We start from the raw sequence: 13,407 nt of genomic DNA on the forward strand, positions 1-13,407 counted from the left end.
CCAGGCCCATTTTACTGACGTTCGCCGTCTTCTTTGCTCAACGCACCCCAGAGGTCAGCGCTACCATGACTGCCATTGACGACCCTTCCCCCGGGGAAAGCCCGCTGCACGCGCTGCTGGCCCCCGACAGCATCGCCGTGATCGGCGCTTCCAACAACCCTACCAAGCGCGGCTACAAGGCCATGCTGGGGCTGGTCCGGGGCGGCTACCGCGGGGCGATTTATCCGATCAACCCGAAAGCCGATGCCGTTCTTGGCGTTAGCGCCTGGCCCAGTATCGACGCCGTCCCCGAAAAGCCGGCGCTGGCGCTGATCTGCACCCCGGCGGCCACGGTGCCGGCGCTTATCGAGGCGTGCGGCCGGCGCGGCGTCAAGGGCGCGATCATCCTCGCCAGCGGCTTTGGCGAAGCCGGCGCCGACGGCGCCCGCCTGGAAGAGGCGATGCTAAGGCAAGCCCGGGCCTACGGCGTGCGGCTGATTGGCCCCAACACCTCGGGCGTGTTCAACCTGCATCATCACCTCAACCTGCTGGCGCTTGACCACCTCCAGGCCGGTGACATCGGCGTGGTATCACAGTCCGGCAACATGCTGCTATCGCTGGCGCTGGAGGCCGAGCACCACGGCCAGGTGGGCTTCAGCACCTACGTCGGCCCGGGCAACCAGAGCGACCTGGGCTTTGCCGACTACCTGCGCTACCTGGGCGAAGACCCGGCGACCCGGGTGGCGACGCTCTACATCGAAGGCTTCAGCGACGGCCGGGCGTTTTTGGACGCCGCGCGCAAGGTCAGCGCGGCCAAGCCGGTGGTGGTGTACAAGTCCGGCGCTACGGCCCAGGGGCAGCAGTCGGCCAGCTCGCACACCGGGGCGCTGGCCGGCAGCTACCCGATGACCGTGGATCTGCTGCGCCAGGCCGGCGTCAACGTGGTGCCGTACTCCGACGATATTCTGCCCGTGGCGGAAGGGCTCGGCCGGCTGCAGCGAGCGCCGGGGCGGCGCGTGGCGGTGATCGCCGACGGCGGCGGCCAGGCGACCATCGCCGCCGACCGGCTGGCCGAGGCCGGGCTTGAGCTGGCGACGCTGGCCGACGACACTCGGAAGATGCTTGACGCCGTGCTGTTTCCCCAGGCGTCCACGGTCAACCCGGTGGACGTGGCCGGCACTACCGATGACCATCCTTCGCTGCTGGCGACCTGCATGGAGATCGTGGCGGCGGACCCGGGCGTGGACGCCGTGCTGCTGGTGGGCCTGTTCGGCGGCTACGCCCGGCGCTTTGACGAATCGCTTGCCGACGACGAAATGCGCGGCGCCGAGGCGATGATCGAGCTGGCCAACAGCGGCGCCAAGCCCGTGGTGGTGTATAGCCTCTATGCCCCGGCCAGGCCGCCGGCGCTCGGGCGGCTGCGCGAGGCCGGCGTGCCGGTGTATGCCTCCATCGAGAACGCGGTGAGCGTGCTGGCCGCGCTGGGCGACCGCGGGGACTACCTGGACCGCGCCGCGGAGGCGCCGTTGGCCCCGGCGACCCCCGGCCCCAGGGGGCAGGCGCTGGTGGCGGGCGCCCGGCGCGAAGGGCGTCACCTGCTCGAGCCCGAGGCCAAGGCGCTGCTGGCCGAACACGGCATTGGCGTGCTGGAAGAGCGCCTGGTGCGCGACGCCGACGAGCTTGCCGAGGCGGCCCGGGCCTTCGCCGGCACGCCGGTGGCGATGAAGGTGGTCAGCCCGGATATCATCCATAAATCCGACGCCGGCGGCGTGGCGCTGAACCTGGAAGGCGAAGCGGCGCTTGCCGAGGCCTACGCCGGCATCCTGCGCTCGGCCCGGGAATATGCCCCTCAAGCGCGGATCGACGGCGTGCTTGTTACCCCTATGGCGCCCAAGGGCGTGGAGGTGATCGTCGGCCTGATGCGCGACCCGACCTTCGGTCCGGTGGTCATGTTCGGCCTGGGCGGCGTGCTCGTCGAAGTGCTGGAAGACGTGGCGTTTCGCGCCGCGCCGCTTAGCCGCCGGGACGCCGCCGACATGCTCGATCATCTCAAGGCCGGCCGGGTGCTGGACGGCGTGCGCGGAGCCCCGGGGGTCGACAAAAACGCGCTGATCGATCTGCTGCTCGGCGTCTCCCGGCTGATGGAGGCCTACCCCGACATCGCCGAGCTCGACTTAAACCCGGTAATTGCCTATCCCGACGGCTATGCCGTAGTGGATGCTCGTATTCTTTTAGCGACCGATGTGGAGTCTGCACCATGACCAACGCTCATGCTGAAACGCAAAATATACCGTTACCCAAGCTGACCGATGCGACGCTTGAACTGGAAGGGCGCATCGCCACCTTAACTCTTGACCGCCACGACGTGCGCAACGCCCTGACCGGCACCGCGCTGATCGACGACATCGTCGCCGTGGCCGAGTGGGTCAACCGCTGCGAAGACGTGTCGGTGCTGGTGATAACCGGCGCCGGCTCGACGTTTTCTGCCGGCGGCAACGTCAAGGATATGGCCGAGCGCCGGGGCGACTTTGCCGGCGACGTGGCCGAGGTGGCCGAGCGCTACCGCCGGGGCATTCAGCGCATTCCGCTGGCGCTGGCCGACGTGGAAGTGCCGATTATCGCCGCGATCAACGGCGCGGCCATCGGTGCCGGCTTCGATCTGGCCAACATGGCCGACATGCGCATTGCCTCCAACCGGGCCAAATTCGGCGAAACGTTCTTGAGCCTGGGGATCATCCCCGGCGACGGCGGCGCCTTTTTCATGCAGCGGCTGATCGGCTACCAGCGGGCCTTTGAGCTGACGCTTTCCGGCCGGGTGATCGGGGCCGACGAAGCCAGGGAGTACGGCATCGTGCTCGAAGTGACCGAGCCCGAGGCGCTCATGGATGCCGTCATGACCCACGCCCGGCGCATTGCCGCCCAGCCGCCCAAGGCCACCCGGCTGACCAAGCGGCTGATGAAAGAGGGCGGCGACGCCGAGCTGAAGCCGTTTCTGGAAAAGTGCGCGGTGTTTCAGGGCATGTGCCACAACGAGCCCGAGCACCTGGAGGCGGTCAACGCCATGCTGGAAAAGATGGCCAAGCGCTAGGCCGGTTTATACCCGGCCGGCTTAGGGGTATCATCGGCGGCGATGTTCAACCGGCGCCAATGCCGGCACTTACCCACTCAAGGAGCGCACAATGGAAGGGGTGAAGCACATGATTGCCGTTGCCTCGGGCAAGGGCGGCGTAGGCAAGTCTACGGTCACGGTCAATCTGGCGCTGGCGCTTTCTGCCCAGGGCTACCGGGTCGGCGTGCTCGACGCCGACATTTACGGCCCCAGCCAGGCGCAGATGCTCGGCGTCAAGGAGGGCGAGCGGCCGCAAACCGAAGGCGACAAGGCGTTTTACCCGCTGAAGGCCCACGGCATTCAGGCCATGTCCATGGCGTTTCTGATCGACAACAAGGAGCCCATGGTATGGCGCGGGCCCATGGTCGTGGGCGCCTTTCAGCAGCTGCTCAACCAGACGCTGTGGGACAACCTTGATTTCCTGCTCATCGACATGCCGCCGGGCACCGGTGACATTCAGCTGACGCTGTCACAGAAGGTGCCGGTCTCCGGCGCGGTGATCGTCACCACGCCCCAGGACATCGCCCTGCTGGACGCGCGCAAGGGCATCGAGATGTTCCGCAAGGTCAACGTGCCGGTGCTCGGCGTGGTCGAGAACATGAGCCTCTACCACTGCGAAAACTGCGGCCACGAAGCGCCCATCTTCGGCGAGGGCGGCGGCGACAGCATTGCTAAGGAGTACGATACCCAGGTGCTGGGACGCCTGCCGCTGAGCCTTTCGATCCGCGAGTTCGCCGACTCCGGCCGGCCGTCGGTCATTGCCGAGCCGGACAGCAGCGTCAGCCAGACGTTTGCCGACATGGCGCGCCAGGTCGCCGCCTCCATGGATCAGGCGCCGGGCGAGGGTCCGAGCATTTCGTTCAGCGAGTAACCCCGCCCACCTTCCGGGCGGGAGAGTCCGGGCCTGTTGAGACCCTTATATGAGCATAAAATCAGATAGATGGATCCGCCGCATGGCCCAGCGCGAGGGGATGATCGAGCCGTTTGAGGCCGATCAGGTGCGCTACTCGGGTGACCAGCGGGTGATTTCCTACGGCACCTCGAGCTACGGCTACGACGTGCGCTGCGCCGACGAGTTCAAGGTGTTCACCAACATCCACTCGGCGGTGGTGGACCCCAAGGGCTTCGACGAAAAGAGCTTTGTCGATGTGAAGGGCGACGTCTGCGTGATTCCGCCCAACTCCTTTGCGCTCGCGCGCACGGTGGAGTATTTCCGCATTCCGCGCAGCGTATTGACGATCTGCCTTGGCAAGTCGACCTACGCGCGCTGCGGCATCATCGTCAACGTCACCCCGCTGGAGCCCGAGTGGGAAGGGCACGTGACGCTTGAGTTTTCCAACACCACCAACCTGCCGGCGCGGATCTACGCCAACGAGGGCGTGGCGCAGATGCTGTTTCTGGAATCCGACGAGATCTGCGAGACGTCCTACAAGGATCGCGGCGGCAAGTACATGGGCCAGCGCGGCGTGACCCTGCCGCGGACCTGAGGATGGGGGGCTATTCCGCCGATTCGTCGGTTTCGTCGAGCTCCTCGGCGGCGTCGGCGTGGCTCATGCGCATGCCCCAGGCGGGCAGGGTCACGCCGTCCATGGTGGCGTCGGTGCCATCAAAGCGCAGCCGGCCTTCCAGAAACCAGGCGACGGCAATGGGCAAAATCAGGTGTTCCCGCGCATGGACTCTTTCCTTGAGGTCGGCTGCGGTATCGTCGGCGGTGACGTCGAGGGCGGCCTGAAGGGCTACCGGCCCGCCGTCGAGCTCCTCGGTGACGAAGTGCACGCTGCAGCCGTGCTCGGCGACGCCGTCGGCCACCACTCGGGCGTGGGTATCAAGCCCCTGGTAGGCCGGCAGCAGCGAAGGATGGATGTTGAGCACCCGGCCGATGAAGCGCTGAACAAAGCGCGGCGTGAGGATGCGCATGAAGCCGGCGAGCACTACAAGATCGGGTTCGTGGCGCTCGATGACCTTGATCAGCGCGCCGTCGTAGGCCTCGCGGCTGTCGTATTCGCGGTGGGGCAGCGCCACGGCGTCGATGCCTGCGTCCCGGGCGCGCTTGAGCCCGTAGGCGTCGGCGACGTTGGAGACCACGGCGGCAATCTCGCCGCCGCCCAGGCGGTCGTGGGACTGGGCGTCGATCAGCGCCTGAAGATTGCCGCCGTTGCCCGAAATCAGCACCACGACGCGCGGCGGCGTCACCGATTCGGCGGTAAAGTCGTTCAGCGTATCGTCTTCGCTCATGCGGTTGTGCCCCCTTCGCCCAGATGGTCCAGAATAACGCCGTCTTCGCCTTCCCGGCGGGCAACGACCGCGCCGATGCGGTAGACCGTTTCGCCCCGGGCCTCGAGGTGTGCGCGGGCCTGCTCGGCGTGTTCGGCCGGTACCACCAGCGCCATGCCGATGCCGCAGTTGAGCACCCGGTGCATTTCGCCGTTGTCGACGTTGCCCTGGCGCTTAAGCCAGTCAAACACCGCCGGGCGCTGCCAGCTCTGGGCGTCCAGCCGCGCGGCGAGGTGGTCGGGCAGCACCCGAGGCAGGTTTTCCGTCAGCCCGCCGCCGGTAATGTGCGACAGCGCGTGAACCTCAACGTTGCTTGCGTGAATCAGCGACAGCAGCGGCTTGACGTAGATGCGCGTGGGCGCCATCAGCGCCTCGCCAAGCGTAGTGTCGCCCAGGGCGGTGTCCAGGTCGGCACCGCTGACGTCGAGGATCTTGCGGATCAGCGAATAGCCGTTGGAGTGCGGGCCCGAGGAGGCCAGGCCGAGAATCGCGTCGCCCTCGGCCACCCGGCTGCCGTCGAGGATGGCGGATTTCTCCGCGACGCCCACGCAGAAGCCGGCCAGGTCGTAGTCGCTGCCGGCATACATGCCGGGCATTTCCGCGGTTTCGCCGCCCACCAGCGCGCAGCCCGCCTGGCGGCAGCCCTCGCCGATGCCCTTGACCACGTCGGCGGCGATATCCACGTCGAGCTTTCCCGTGGCATAGTAGTCGAGGAACTGCAGCGGCTCGGCGCCGATCACCACCAGGTCGTTGACGCACATGGCCACCAGGTCAATGCCGATGGTGTCGTGTTTGCCAAGGGCCATGGCAAGCCTTAGCTTGGTGCCCACGCCGTCGGTGCCGGATACCAGCACCGGCTCGCGGTAGCCCGTAGGGAGCTCGCACAGCGCGCCAAAGCCGCCAAGCCCGCCCATGACTTCCGGGCGCGTGGTACTTTGGGCAACGGCCTTGATGCGCTCGACCAGCGTGTTGCCGGCGTCGATATCCACGCCGGCGTCCTTGTAGCTCAGCGAAGCGTTGGCCGATGGGGTAGAGGAGGTCTCGGTCATGGCAAGTCCTGTAAGGCAAGTCCTGTGAAGCGGTGTCGGCAAGGCCGGGGCAATACGCGGCGAAGTGTAACACCCGGCAGGGCGTATGGCATTGCGCATATCCAACACGTGCAGTCAGGAGAGATCGCGAGTGCGATATTCATGGTGGTGGTTGTTAGTGGCCGTTGTGGCGGTGCTGCTGGTGTATTTGCTCAACGCCGTATTGATGCCGTTTATTGCCGGTTTGATTCTGGCCTACATGGTGAATCCTCTGACCCATCGCTTCGAGCGGCTGGGCATGAACCGCACCCTGGCGGTGAGCAGCGTGTTTCTGGTGATGCTGATCGTGCTGACGCTGAGCCTTTTTATCCTGATCCCCGCAGCGGTGCAGCAGGTCAAGCAGCTGGGCAATGCGATACCGGCGATGGTTGGCTGGCTCGAGGACGCCCTGGCGCCCTGGCTGCAGGAATGGATCGGCTACGACCTGCGCGCTGATCTTGCGGACATCAAGCAGGTATTTGCCGAAAACTGGCGCGATGCCGGCGGCTACCTGGCAAGCGCGCTTGGCCAGCTGGGACGCTCGGGCATGGCGCTGGTATCCTGGGTGACCTACACGGCGCTGGTACCGGTGGTGACGTTCTACCTGCTGCTGGACTGGCAGCGGCTGATGGATAACGTCAGCGGGCTGATCCCCAGGCCCTGGGTTGACGAGGTCACCCGCCTGGGCCGGCGCTGCAACGCCGTGCTCGCGGCGTTTTTGCGCGGCCAGCTGCTGGTGATGCTGTGCCTGGGCGCCATCTATGCGCTGGGGCTCAGCCTGCTGGGGCTGAACGTGGGGCTGGTGATCGGCTTTATTGCCGGGCTTGCCAGCATCGTGCCGTTTCTGGGCTTTATCGTGGGCATCAGCATCGCCCTGATCGTGGCGGTGTTTCAGATCGGCACGCTGTGGGCGATTGCCGGCGTGGTGGTCGTGTTCAGCATCGGTCAGATCGTTGAAAGCGTGGTGCTCCAGCCCAAGCTTCTGGGCGACAAGATCGGCCTGCATCCGGTGGCGGTTATTTTTGCCGTGCTCGCCGGGGGCAAGCTGTTTGGCTTTCTCGGCGTGCTGCTGGCGCTGCCCGCAGCGGCGGTGGTCATGGTGCTCTTGCGCGAGGGGCTGGAACGTTATAAAAACAGTCCCTTATACGACGTTCGCATTCGGCTGGCCGGCGACGATCGCTTGCCCGGCGCATCGCAGAAGGCAGAAAGGGACGAAGGAGAGGAGTCATGAACCGACCGCCGGCACAGCTGCCGCTGGGCGTGGGGCTGCGCGACGATGCCACCTTCGACAACTACTACCCGGGCCCGCGCAACGCCACTCTGGTCGAGCAGCTGACCCGCCAGCCCGAGCCCGACGGCGAGCCCTATCTCTACCTGTGGGGCGCGCCGGGCACCGGGCGCAGCCATCTGCTCCAGGCGGCCTGCCATCAGGCATCGGATCAGGGCGCCCGGGCGCTGTACCTGCCGCTTGAGGATCTGGGCCACTTTCCGCCGCTGATGCTCGAAGACATCGAGCGGCTGGACCTGGTCGCCATCGATGACCTGGAGTGCGTGATCGGGCGCAAGCGCTGGGAAGAAGGGCTGTTTCACGCCTTCAACCGCCTGCGCGACGCCGGCAAGCGGCTGGTGATCGCGGCCAGCGCAGCGCCGCGCCAGCTCCCGGTGCTGCTGCCGGATTTGGCCTCGCGGCTGACCTGGGGCATGACCTACCACCTCCAGCCGCTGGACGACGACGGCCGGCTGGCGGCGCTCAAGCTACGCGCCGAGGTCCGCGGCATGGCGCTGCCCGACGACGTCGCGCGCTACATTATGCATCGCGGCCCGCGGGCGCTTAGCGAGCTTTGCCGCGCGCTGGAAACCCTGGACCGGGCGTCGCTTTCGGCCAAGCGCAAGCTCACTATTCCGTTCGTCAAACAGGCCCTTGGCTGGTAGCCCCGGCGCGCCGGATCGCTGCCTGCCAGGGGGTATCGTAAACGACCCTGAGGAGAGTCGATATGTCTCGTCATTCTGCATCTACCCGTATCGAGCGCGACAGCATGGGCGAGCTCGAGGTGCCGGAAACGGCGCTCTACGGCGCCCAGACCCAGCGTGCGGTCAACAACTTCCCGGTCTCCGGGCAGGCCATGCCGCCGGCCTTCATCCACGCCATTGCCCGGGTCAAGCTGGCCGCCGCACACGCCAACGAGGCGCTGGGGCTGCTGGATAAAGACCGCGCCCGGGCCATCCGCCAGGCGGCCGAAGCGGTGATCGAAGGCCGTTACGACGACCAGTTCCCCATCGACGTCTACCAGACCGGGTCGGGCACGTCGAGCAATATGAACGTCAACGAAGTGCTGTCGCACCTGGCCAGCAGCGATGATCTCGAGGTCGGGCCCAACGACCACGTCAACATGGGCCAGTCGAGCAACGACGTGGTCCCCACGGCGATCCACGTCTCCGCGGCGATTGCCGTGGAGCAGTCGCTGCGCCCGGCGCTGGTCACTCTGCGCCAGAGCGTAGCGGCGCGCGCCGAGGAGCTTGAGCACGTGGTCAAGACCGGGCGCACCCACCTGATGGACGCCATGCCGCTGACCATGGGCCAGGAGCTGGGCGGCTGGGTCAACCAGCTGGACCAGGCCATTGAGCGTATCGACAGCGCCATGAACCGCGTGCAGCGCCTGGCCCAGGGCGGCACCGCGGTTGGCACCGGCATCAACGCGCCGGAAGGCTTTGCCGAGCGCGTGGCGATTCACCTGAGCGAGCAGACCGGCCTTGCGTTTCGCCCCAACGACAGCTTCTTTGCCAGCCTCTCGTCCCAGGACGCGGCGGTGGAACTTTCCGGCCAGCTCAAGGGGCTTGCCTGCGTGATCATGAAGATCGGCAACGACCTGCGCTGGATGAACTCCGGGCCGCTGGCGGGGCTCGGCGAGATCGAGCTTGAGGCGGTGCAGCCGGGTAGCTCAATCATGCCGGGCAAGGTCAACCCGGTGCTGCCGGAATCCGCCGTCCAGGCGGCCGCCCAGGTGATCGGCCTGGACTCGGCGGTGACCGTGGCCGGCCAGAGCGGCAACTTCCAGCTCAACGTCATGCTGCCGCTGGTGGCCACCAACCTGCTGACGTCCATCACGCTGATGACCAACACCGCCAAGCTTCTGGGCGAGCAGGTGATACCGTCGTTCAAGGTCCGCGAAGACAACCTTCGGGCGCCGCTTGAGCGCAACCCGATCCTGGTGACCGCGCTCAACAGCGTCATCGGCTATAACGCCGCGGCGAAGGTGGCAAAAAAGGCCTACCAGGCCGGGCGGCCGATTATCGACGTTGCCGAAGAAGAGACCGACCTGGGCCGGGAGACGCTCAAGCGCCTGCTCGATCCCAAGAAGCTGACCGAAGGCGGCGTGCCGGAATAATACGGCGCGGCAAAGCCTGCGTGCAAAACGCTTGCATTTCAGCAGCGAAGCCGTAAAATACGCATCCGTTGCCAGCCGCAGCGGTTGAGCAAGGCTCGGCAATAGCGCGCAGGGCAGGACCATAGCTCAGTTGGTTAGAGCGCCACGTTGACATCGTGGAGGTCGGCGGTTCAAATCCGCCTGGTCCTACCAAGCGCGAGCCGGCCACAGCGCCAGTCCCGATTTACAGGACCATAGCTCAGTTGGTTAGAGCGCCACGTTGACATCGTGGAGGTCGGCGGTTCAAATCCGCCTGGTCCTACCAGTTCAGTATTGAAAACGCCCCGCAGGAGCTCTTATAAAAGCCTGCGGGGCGTTTTTGTATGCGTGATCCAAGCGAACGCTCCGTTCAAAAAAAGCTCAGTTCACAAAAGCCGGCAGGTCGGTGGCGGCGATAAAGGTTTCGACCAGCGCCTCGATGCCCGCCTGATCGTCGGCGCCAAAGCGGCCTTTTACCGGGCTGTCGAGATCGAGCACGCCCCAGAGGTGCTCGCCGCTGACGATGGGTACCACCAGCTCCGCGCGCGAGTCGGCGTCGCAGGCGATGTGGGAATCAAGGGCGTTGACGTCGTCTATCCGCTGGGTTTGCCGCGTCCGGGCGGCCGCGCCGCATACGCCCTGGCTGAAGGGAATCGGGTGGCAGGCGGGCTTGCCTTGAAACGGCCCCAGGCTCAGCGTTTCTTTTTCCCGCTGCAGGTAAAGCCCCGCCCAGTTGAGCGTGGGCACCTGCTGGAAGAGAAACGCGCACAGCTGGGCGCCGTTGGTCAGCCAGTCTCGGGTATCCAGCAGGGCGGCGAGCTGGCGGTTGAGCAGGGCATAGTCCTGGGGAGCAAGGTCCGGGTCGAGGGAGTCAGAGGCGTCTAATGTCATCGGGGTTGGCCTTGTGAAACGCTAAAGGCCGGCACCTGGCCGGCCTGGGAAAGGGAAATGGCGCGATAGTGCCGGGAGCTCGCCCGGCCGTTTACTCGGTCCAGCCGGGGACAGCGGCGCCCTTGAACAGCTCGTCGGCTTTCTTCATGACCGCTTCGCTCTGGTAGGCGTCGACCAGATGGCGAATGTCTTCGCGGTCTTCATCGCCGCCGCGCACCACGATCAGGTTAACGTAGGGCGATTCCGGGCCTTCCTTGATCAGCGCGTCGTCAAGGCTCAGGCCGGCGGGCTGGGCAAAGGTGTTGTTGATGAAGGCCATGTCGACGTCGGGCAGCACCCGGGGCAGCTGGGCCGCTTCGATCTCGCGGAAGTTGAAGTCGTGCGGGTTCTCGGCGATGTCGATGGGCGTGGCTTCCAGGTTGGTCGGATCGTTAAGCTCGATCAGGCCCTTGTTGTGCATCAGGATCAGCGATCGGCCTTCGTTGGACGGGTCGTTGGGCAGCGCGATCCGGGCGCCGTCGGGCAGCGCTTCGATGCTGTCATACTTTTCCGAATACGCGCCGATGGGGTAGACGAAGGTGTAGCCAGCCACGGCGAAGTCGTAGCCGCGGTCATTGACCATGGACTGCATGTAGGGCTCGTGCTGGAAGGCGTTGGCGTCCAGGCTGCCGTCGGCAAGTGCGGCGTTGGGCGTGACGTAGTCGGTGAACTCGATAATTTCGACGTCGAGATCGTGCTTGTCTTCGGCGATGTCCACGGCGACCTGCATGACGTCGGTTTCCGGGCCGGCCACGGTGCCGATTTTCAGCGTGTCGGCGTGGGCCGCGCCAATGCCCAGCGCTAGGGCGGTAAGGCTACCAATCACGAGTTTTTGCATGTTCAGGCTCCGGTCAGGGTTGAGGGCGTTTAGCGGTTAGGGGCGATAAAACAAGGTGTCAATACTGCGGTGATAAGAAACATAAGTCTAATGCTTTATGGTTATGAGTCGGTTCACTTGCGGTCGCTTTTGCGCACCAGATAGTCACCGAGGCTCTGAAAGCCCTGCACCATGACTACCAGAATCACCACGGTGATCAGCATGATGGTGGGGTTGAAGCGGTTATAGCCGTAGCGGATGCCCAGGTCGCCAAGCCCGCCGCCGCCCACGGCGCCGGCCATGGCCGAATAGCTCACCAGCGTGACCAGCGTAATGGTGAGCCCGGTGATGATGCCGCCTCGGGCTTCGGGAATCAGCACCTTGCGCACAATCTGCCAGGGGGTGGCGCCCATGGCCTGGGCGGATTCGATCAGCCCGGGCGAAATCTCGTTCAGCGCGCCCTCTACCAGCCGGGCGACAAACGGAATCGCGGCGATGGTCAGCGGCACCGAGGCGGCGTTGATGCCAATGGAGGTGCCCACCAGCATCCGCGTAAACGGGATGATGGCCACCATCAGAATAATGAACGGGATCGAGCGGCCGACGTTGGTGACAATGCTCAGCGCCTGGTGCGTTACCGGCATGGCGAGAATCTGCCGCGGCCGGGTTACGTAGAGCAGCACGCCCAGGGGCACGCCGAGGAGGGTGGCGATCAGCCCGGACACGCCGACCATGTAAAGGGTGTCCAGGGTGGCCTGCCAAATCAGATTAATCATCGCGCCGGACATGCCCGAGCACCTCCACTTTCAGTTCGTGAGATTCCAGATAGCGCATGGCCTGGCCGGTTTGCTCCGATGTGCCCATCAGCTCGGCGATCATCAGCCCCAGGGTGCGCTGCTGAATGGATTCGACCTTGGCCTGCAGGATGCTGACGTCCACGCCGCACTCCCGGGCCAGCCGCGAGATCAGCGGGGTGGAGACGGCGTCGCCGGAAAACGTGAGGCGCACCACGGGGTGGGTGCCCGCGTCGGGGGAGTCTTCCAGCCGGCTGATCAGCCCCCGGGGCGGCTCAAGCTGCAGGAAGTCGTTGAGAAACTCGCGGCCCAGCTGCGTTTTGGGCGCGGTGAAGAAGTCGCCGACCTCGGCGTCCTCCACCAGCCGGCCGTCAGATATCAGGCCCACGCGGTGGCAGATGGACTTCACTACTTCCATTTCGTGGGTGATCAGCAGGATGGTAATGCCCAGGTCGCGGTTGATCTCGCGCAGCAGCTCCAGAATCGAGCCGGTGGTTTGCGGGTCCAGCGCCGAGGTGGCCTCGTCGCACAAAAGCACCGCGGGCTCGCTTGCCAGCGCCCGGGCAATGGCCACGCGCTGCTTCTGGCCGCCGGACAGCTGGGCGGGAAACTGCTTAGCCTTGCCGGCAAGCCCAACAAGCTTTAAAAGCGGCGCCACCCGGTGCTCGATGCTTGCGCGCCGGTAGCCCATGAGCTCCAGCGGCAGGGCGACGTTGGCAAACACCGTGCGCGTGGTCAGCAGGTTGAAGTGCTGGAAAATCATGCCGATGCGGTGGCGCGCGCGGTTAAGGGCCTGGCCGGAAAGGCGCGTGATGTCCTCGCCGTTGACCGTCACGCGGCCGCCGGTGGGGCGCTCGAGCAGATTGACGCAGCGGATCAGCGTGGATTTCCCCGCCCCGGAAAGGCCGATCACGCCGTGAATGCTGCCCCGGGGGATGTGCAGATCCACTTCGCGCAGGGCGTGTACGGCCCCGTCGCCGTTGCCGTAGGTTTTACTGACGTTTTCAAGTTCTATCATGACGTCTGCTTTATC

General features: G+C 65.6%; 13 protein-coding genes and 2 tRNA genes. 9 read left to right on the plus strand and 6 right to left on the minus strand.

Annotated features, from left to right (window positions below; genetic code table 11):
- The first annotated feature begins 65 nt into the window (after positions 1–65).
- The 4 genes from ACZ46Y_RS06960 to dcd all read left to right on the plus strand — a co-directional run bounded on the left by ACZ46Y_RS06960 (position 66) and on the right by dcd (position 4,575).
- On the plus strand, positions 66–2,240 hold the full coding sequence (locus ACZ46Y_RS06960; protein ID WP_311953919.1) for an acetate--CoA ligase family protein: 2,175 nt from the start codon (positions 66–68) through the stop codon (positions 2,238–2,240).
- Positions 2,237–3,067, plus strand: a complete 831-nt coding sequence (locus ACZ46Y_RS06965; RefSeq protein WP_311953923.1) for an enoyl-CoA hydratase-related protein — start codon at positions 2,237–2,239, stop codon at positions 3,065–3,067. Before ACZ46Y_RS06960 ends, ACZ46Y_RS06965 begins: the two co-directional genes overlap by 4 nt.
- Before the next feature lie 91 nt (positions 3,068–3,158).
- Positions 3,159–3,959 (plus strand): iron-sulfur cluster carrier protein ApbC, encoded by an 801-nt coding sequence (gene apbC / locus ACZ46Y_RS06970; RefSeq protein ID WP_311953926.1) that lies wholly within the window; start codon positions 3,159–3,161, stop codon positions 3,957–3,959.
- Positions 3,960–4,008: 49 nt separating this feature from the next.
- Complete coding sequence (gene dcd / locus ACZ46Y_RS06975) at positions 4,009–4,575, plus strand: dCTP deaminase (RefSeq protein WP_311953928.1); 567 nt, start codon at positions 4,009–4,011, stop codon at positions 4,573–4,575.
- Between the two features lie 10 nt (positions 4,576–4,585).
- On the opposite strand, the gene purN is transcribed toward dcd, so the two are convergent.
- Both purN and purM read right to left on the minus strand, forming a co-directional pair.
- Positions 4,586–5,323: a phosphoribosylglycinamide formyltransferase gene (gene purN / locus ACZ46Y_RS06980; RefSeq protein WP_311953933.1), complete on the minus strand. Its 738-nt coding sequence runs from the start codon at positions 5,321–5,323 to the stop codon at positions 4,586–4,588.
- Positions 5,320–6,411: a phosphoribosylformylglycinamidine cyclo-ligase gene (gene purM, locus ACZ46Y_RS06985; protein WP_311953935.1), complete on the minus strand. Its 1,092-nt coding sequence runs from the start codon at positions 6,409–6,411 to the stop codon at positions 5,320–5,322. The genes purN and purM overlap by 4 nt, the downstream gene beginning before the upstream one ends.
- 130 nt (positions 6,412–6,541) lie before the next feature.
- Between purM and ACZ46Y_RS06990 the strand changes: the two genes are divergently transcribed.
- The 5 genes from ACZ46Y_RS06990 (at position 6,542) to ACZ46Y_RS07010 (ending at position 10,119) form a co-directional block, all read left to right on the plus strand.
- The gene (locus tag ACZ46Y_RS06990) at positions 6,542–7,660 is read left to right on the plus strand and encodes an AI-2E family transporter (protein WP_311953939.1); all 1,119 of its coding nucleotides are present in this window, start codon (positions 6,542–6,544) and stop codon (positions 7,658–7,660) included.
- The gene (gene hda / locus ACZ46Y_RS06995; protein ID WP_311953942.1) at positions 7,657–8,361 is read left to right on the plus strand and encodes a DnaA regulatory inactivator Hda; all 705 of its coding nucleotides are present in this window, start codon (positions 7,657–7,659) and stop codon (positions 8,359–8,361) included. The genes ACZ46Y_RS06990 and hda overlap by 4 nt, the downstream gene beginning before the upstream one ends.
- Positions 8,362–8,423: 62 nt before the next feature.
- Positions 8,424–9,815 (plus strand): class II fumarate hydratase, encoded by a 1,392-nt coding sequence (locus tag ACZ46Y_RS07000; protein WP_311953944.1) that lies wholly within the window; start codon positions 8,424–8,426, stop codon positions 9,813–9,815.
- Between the two features lie 115 nt (positions 9,816–9,930).
- A tRNA-Val gene (locus tag ACZ46Y_RS07005) sits at positions 9,931–10,007 on the plus strand.
- A gap of 35 nt (positions 10,008–10,042) precedes the next feature.
- Positions 10,043–10,119: transfer RNA gene (locus ACZ46Y_RS07010), tRNA-Val, on the plus strand.
- A gap of 95 nt (positions 10,120–10,214) precedes the next feature.
- On the opposite strand, the gene ACZ46Y_RS07015 is transcribed toward ACZ46Y_RS07010, so the two are convergent.
- The 4 genes from ACZ46Y_RS07015 to ACZ46Y_RS07030 form a co-directional block, all read right to left on the minus strand.
- A complete protein-coding gene (locus ACZ46Y_RS07015; protein WP_311953948.1) occupies positions 10,215–10,724 on the minus strand; it encodes a GAF domain-containing protein in 510 nt (169 codons plus the stop codon).
- A 91-nt stretch (positions 10,725–10,815) separates the two neighbouring features.
- Complete coding sequence (locus ACZ46Y_RS07020) at positions 10,816–11,601, minus strand: MetQ/NlpA family ABC transporter substrate-binding protein (RefSeq protein WP_311953951.1); 786 nt, start codon at positions 11,599–11,601, stop codon at positions 10,816–10,818.
- Positions 11,602–11,714: 113 nt separating this feature from the next.
- On the minus strand, positions 11,715–12,368 hold the full coding sequence (locus ACZ46Y_RS07025; protein ID WP_460540593.1) for a methionine ABC transporter permease: 654 nt from the start codon (positions 12,366–12,368) through the stop codon (positions 11,715–11,717).
- A complete protein-coding gene (locus tag ACZ46Y_RS07030; RefSeq protein ID WP_311953955.1) occupies positions 12,349–13,392 on the minus strand; it encodes a methionine ABC transporter ATP-binding protein in 1,044 nt (347 codons plus the stop codon). Before ACZ46Y_RS07030 ends, ACZ46Y_RS07025 begins: the two co-directional genes overlap by 20 nt.
- Positions 13,393–13,407: the final 15 nt, after the last annotated feature.

The sequence above is a fragment of the Halomonas garicola genome, assembly GCF_055382465.1.

Excerpts from the sequence above, each read along its gene's own strand:
- ACZ46Y_RS06960 (WP_311953919.1), top strand. The coding sequence starts at position 66 with ATGACTGCCATTGACGACCCTTCCCCCGGGGAAAGCCCGCTGCACGCG.
- purN (WP_311953933.1), bottom strand. The coding sequence starts at position 5,323 with ATGAGCGAAGACGATACGCTGAACGACTTTACCGCCGAATCGGTGACG.
- ACZ46Y_RS07015 (WP_311953948.1), bottom strand. The coding sequence starts at position 10,724 with ATGACATTAGACGCCTCTGACTCCCTCGACCCGGACCTTGCTCCCCAG.
- dcd (WP_311953928.1), top strand. The coding sequence starts at position 4,009 with ATGAGCATAAAATCAGATAGATGGATCCGCCGCATGGCCCAGCGCGAG.
- apbC (WP_311953926.1), top strand. The coding sequence starts at position 3,159 with ATGGAAGGGGTGAAGCACATGATTGCCGTTGCCTCGGGCAAGGGCGGC.
- ACZ46Y_RS07025 (WP_460540593.1), bottom strand. The coding sequence starts at position 12,368 with ATGTCCGGCGCGATGATTAATCTGATTTGGCAGGCCACCCTGGACACC.
- ACZ46Y_RS07020 (WP_311953951.1), bottom strand. The coding sequence starts at position 11,601 with ATGCAAAAACTCGTGATTGGTAGCCTTACCGCCCTAGCGCTGGGCATT.
- ACZ46Y_RS07030 (WP_311953955.1), bottom strand. The coding sequence starts at position 13,392 with ATGATAGAACTTGAAAACGTCAGTAAAACCTACGGCAACGGCGACGGG.
- purM (WP_311953935.1), bottom strand. The coding sequence starts at position 6,411 with ATGACCGAGACCTCCTCTACCCCATCGGCCAACGCTTCGCTGAGCTAC.
- ACZ46Y_RS06965 (WP_311953923.1), top strand. The coding sequence starts at position 2,237 with ATGACCAACGCTCATGCTGAAACGCAAAATATACCGTTACCCAAGCTG.
- ACZ46Y_RS07000 (WP_311953944.1), top strand. The coding sequence starts at position 8,424 with ATGTCTCGTCATTCTGCATCTACCCGTATCGAGCGCGACAGCATGGGC.
- hda (WP_311953942.1), top strand. The coding sequence starts at position 7,657 with ATGAACCGACCGCCGGCACAGCTGCCGCTGGGCGTGGGGCTGCGCGAC.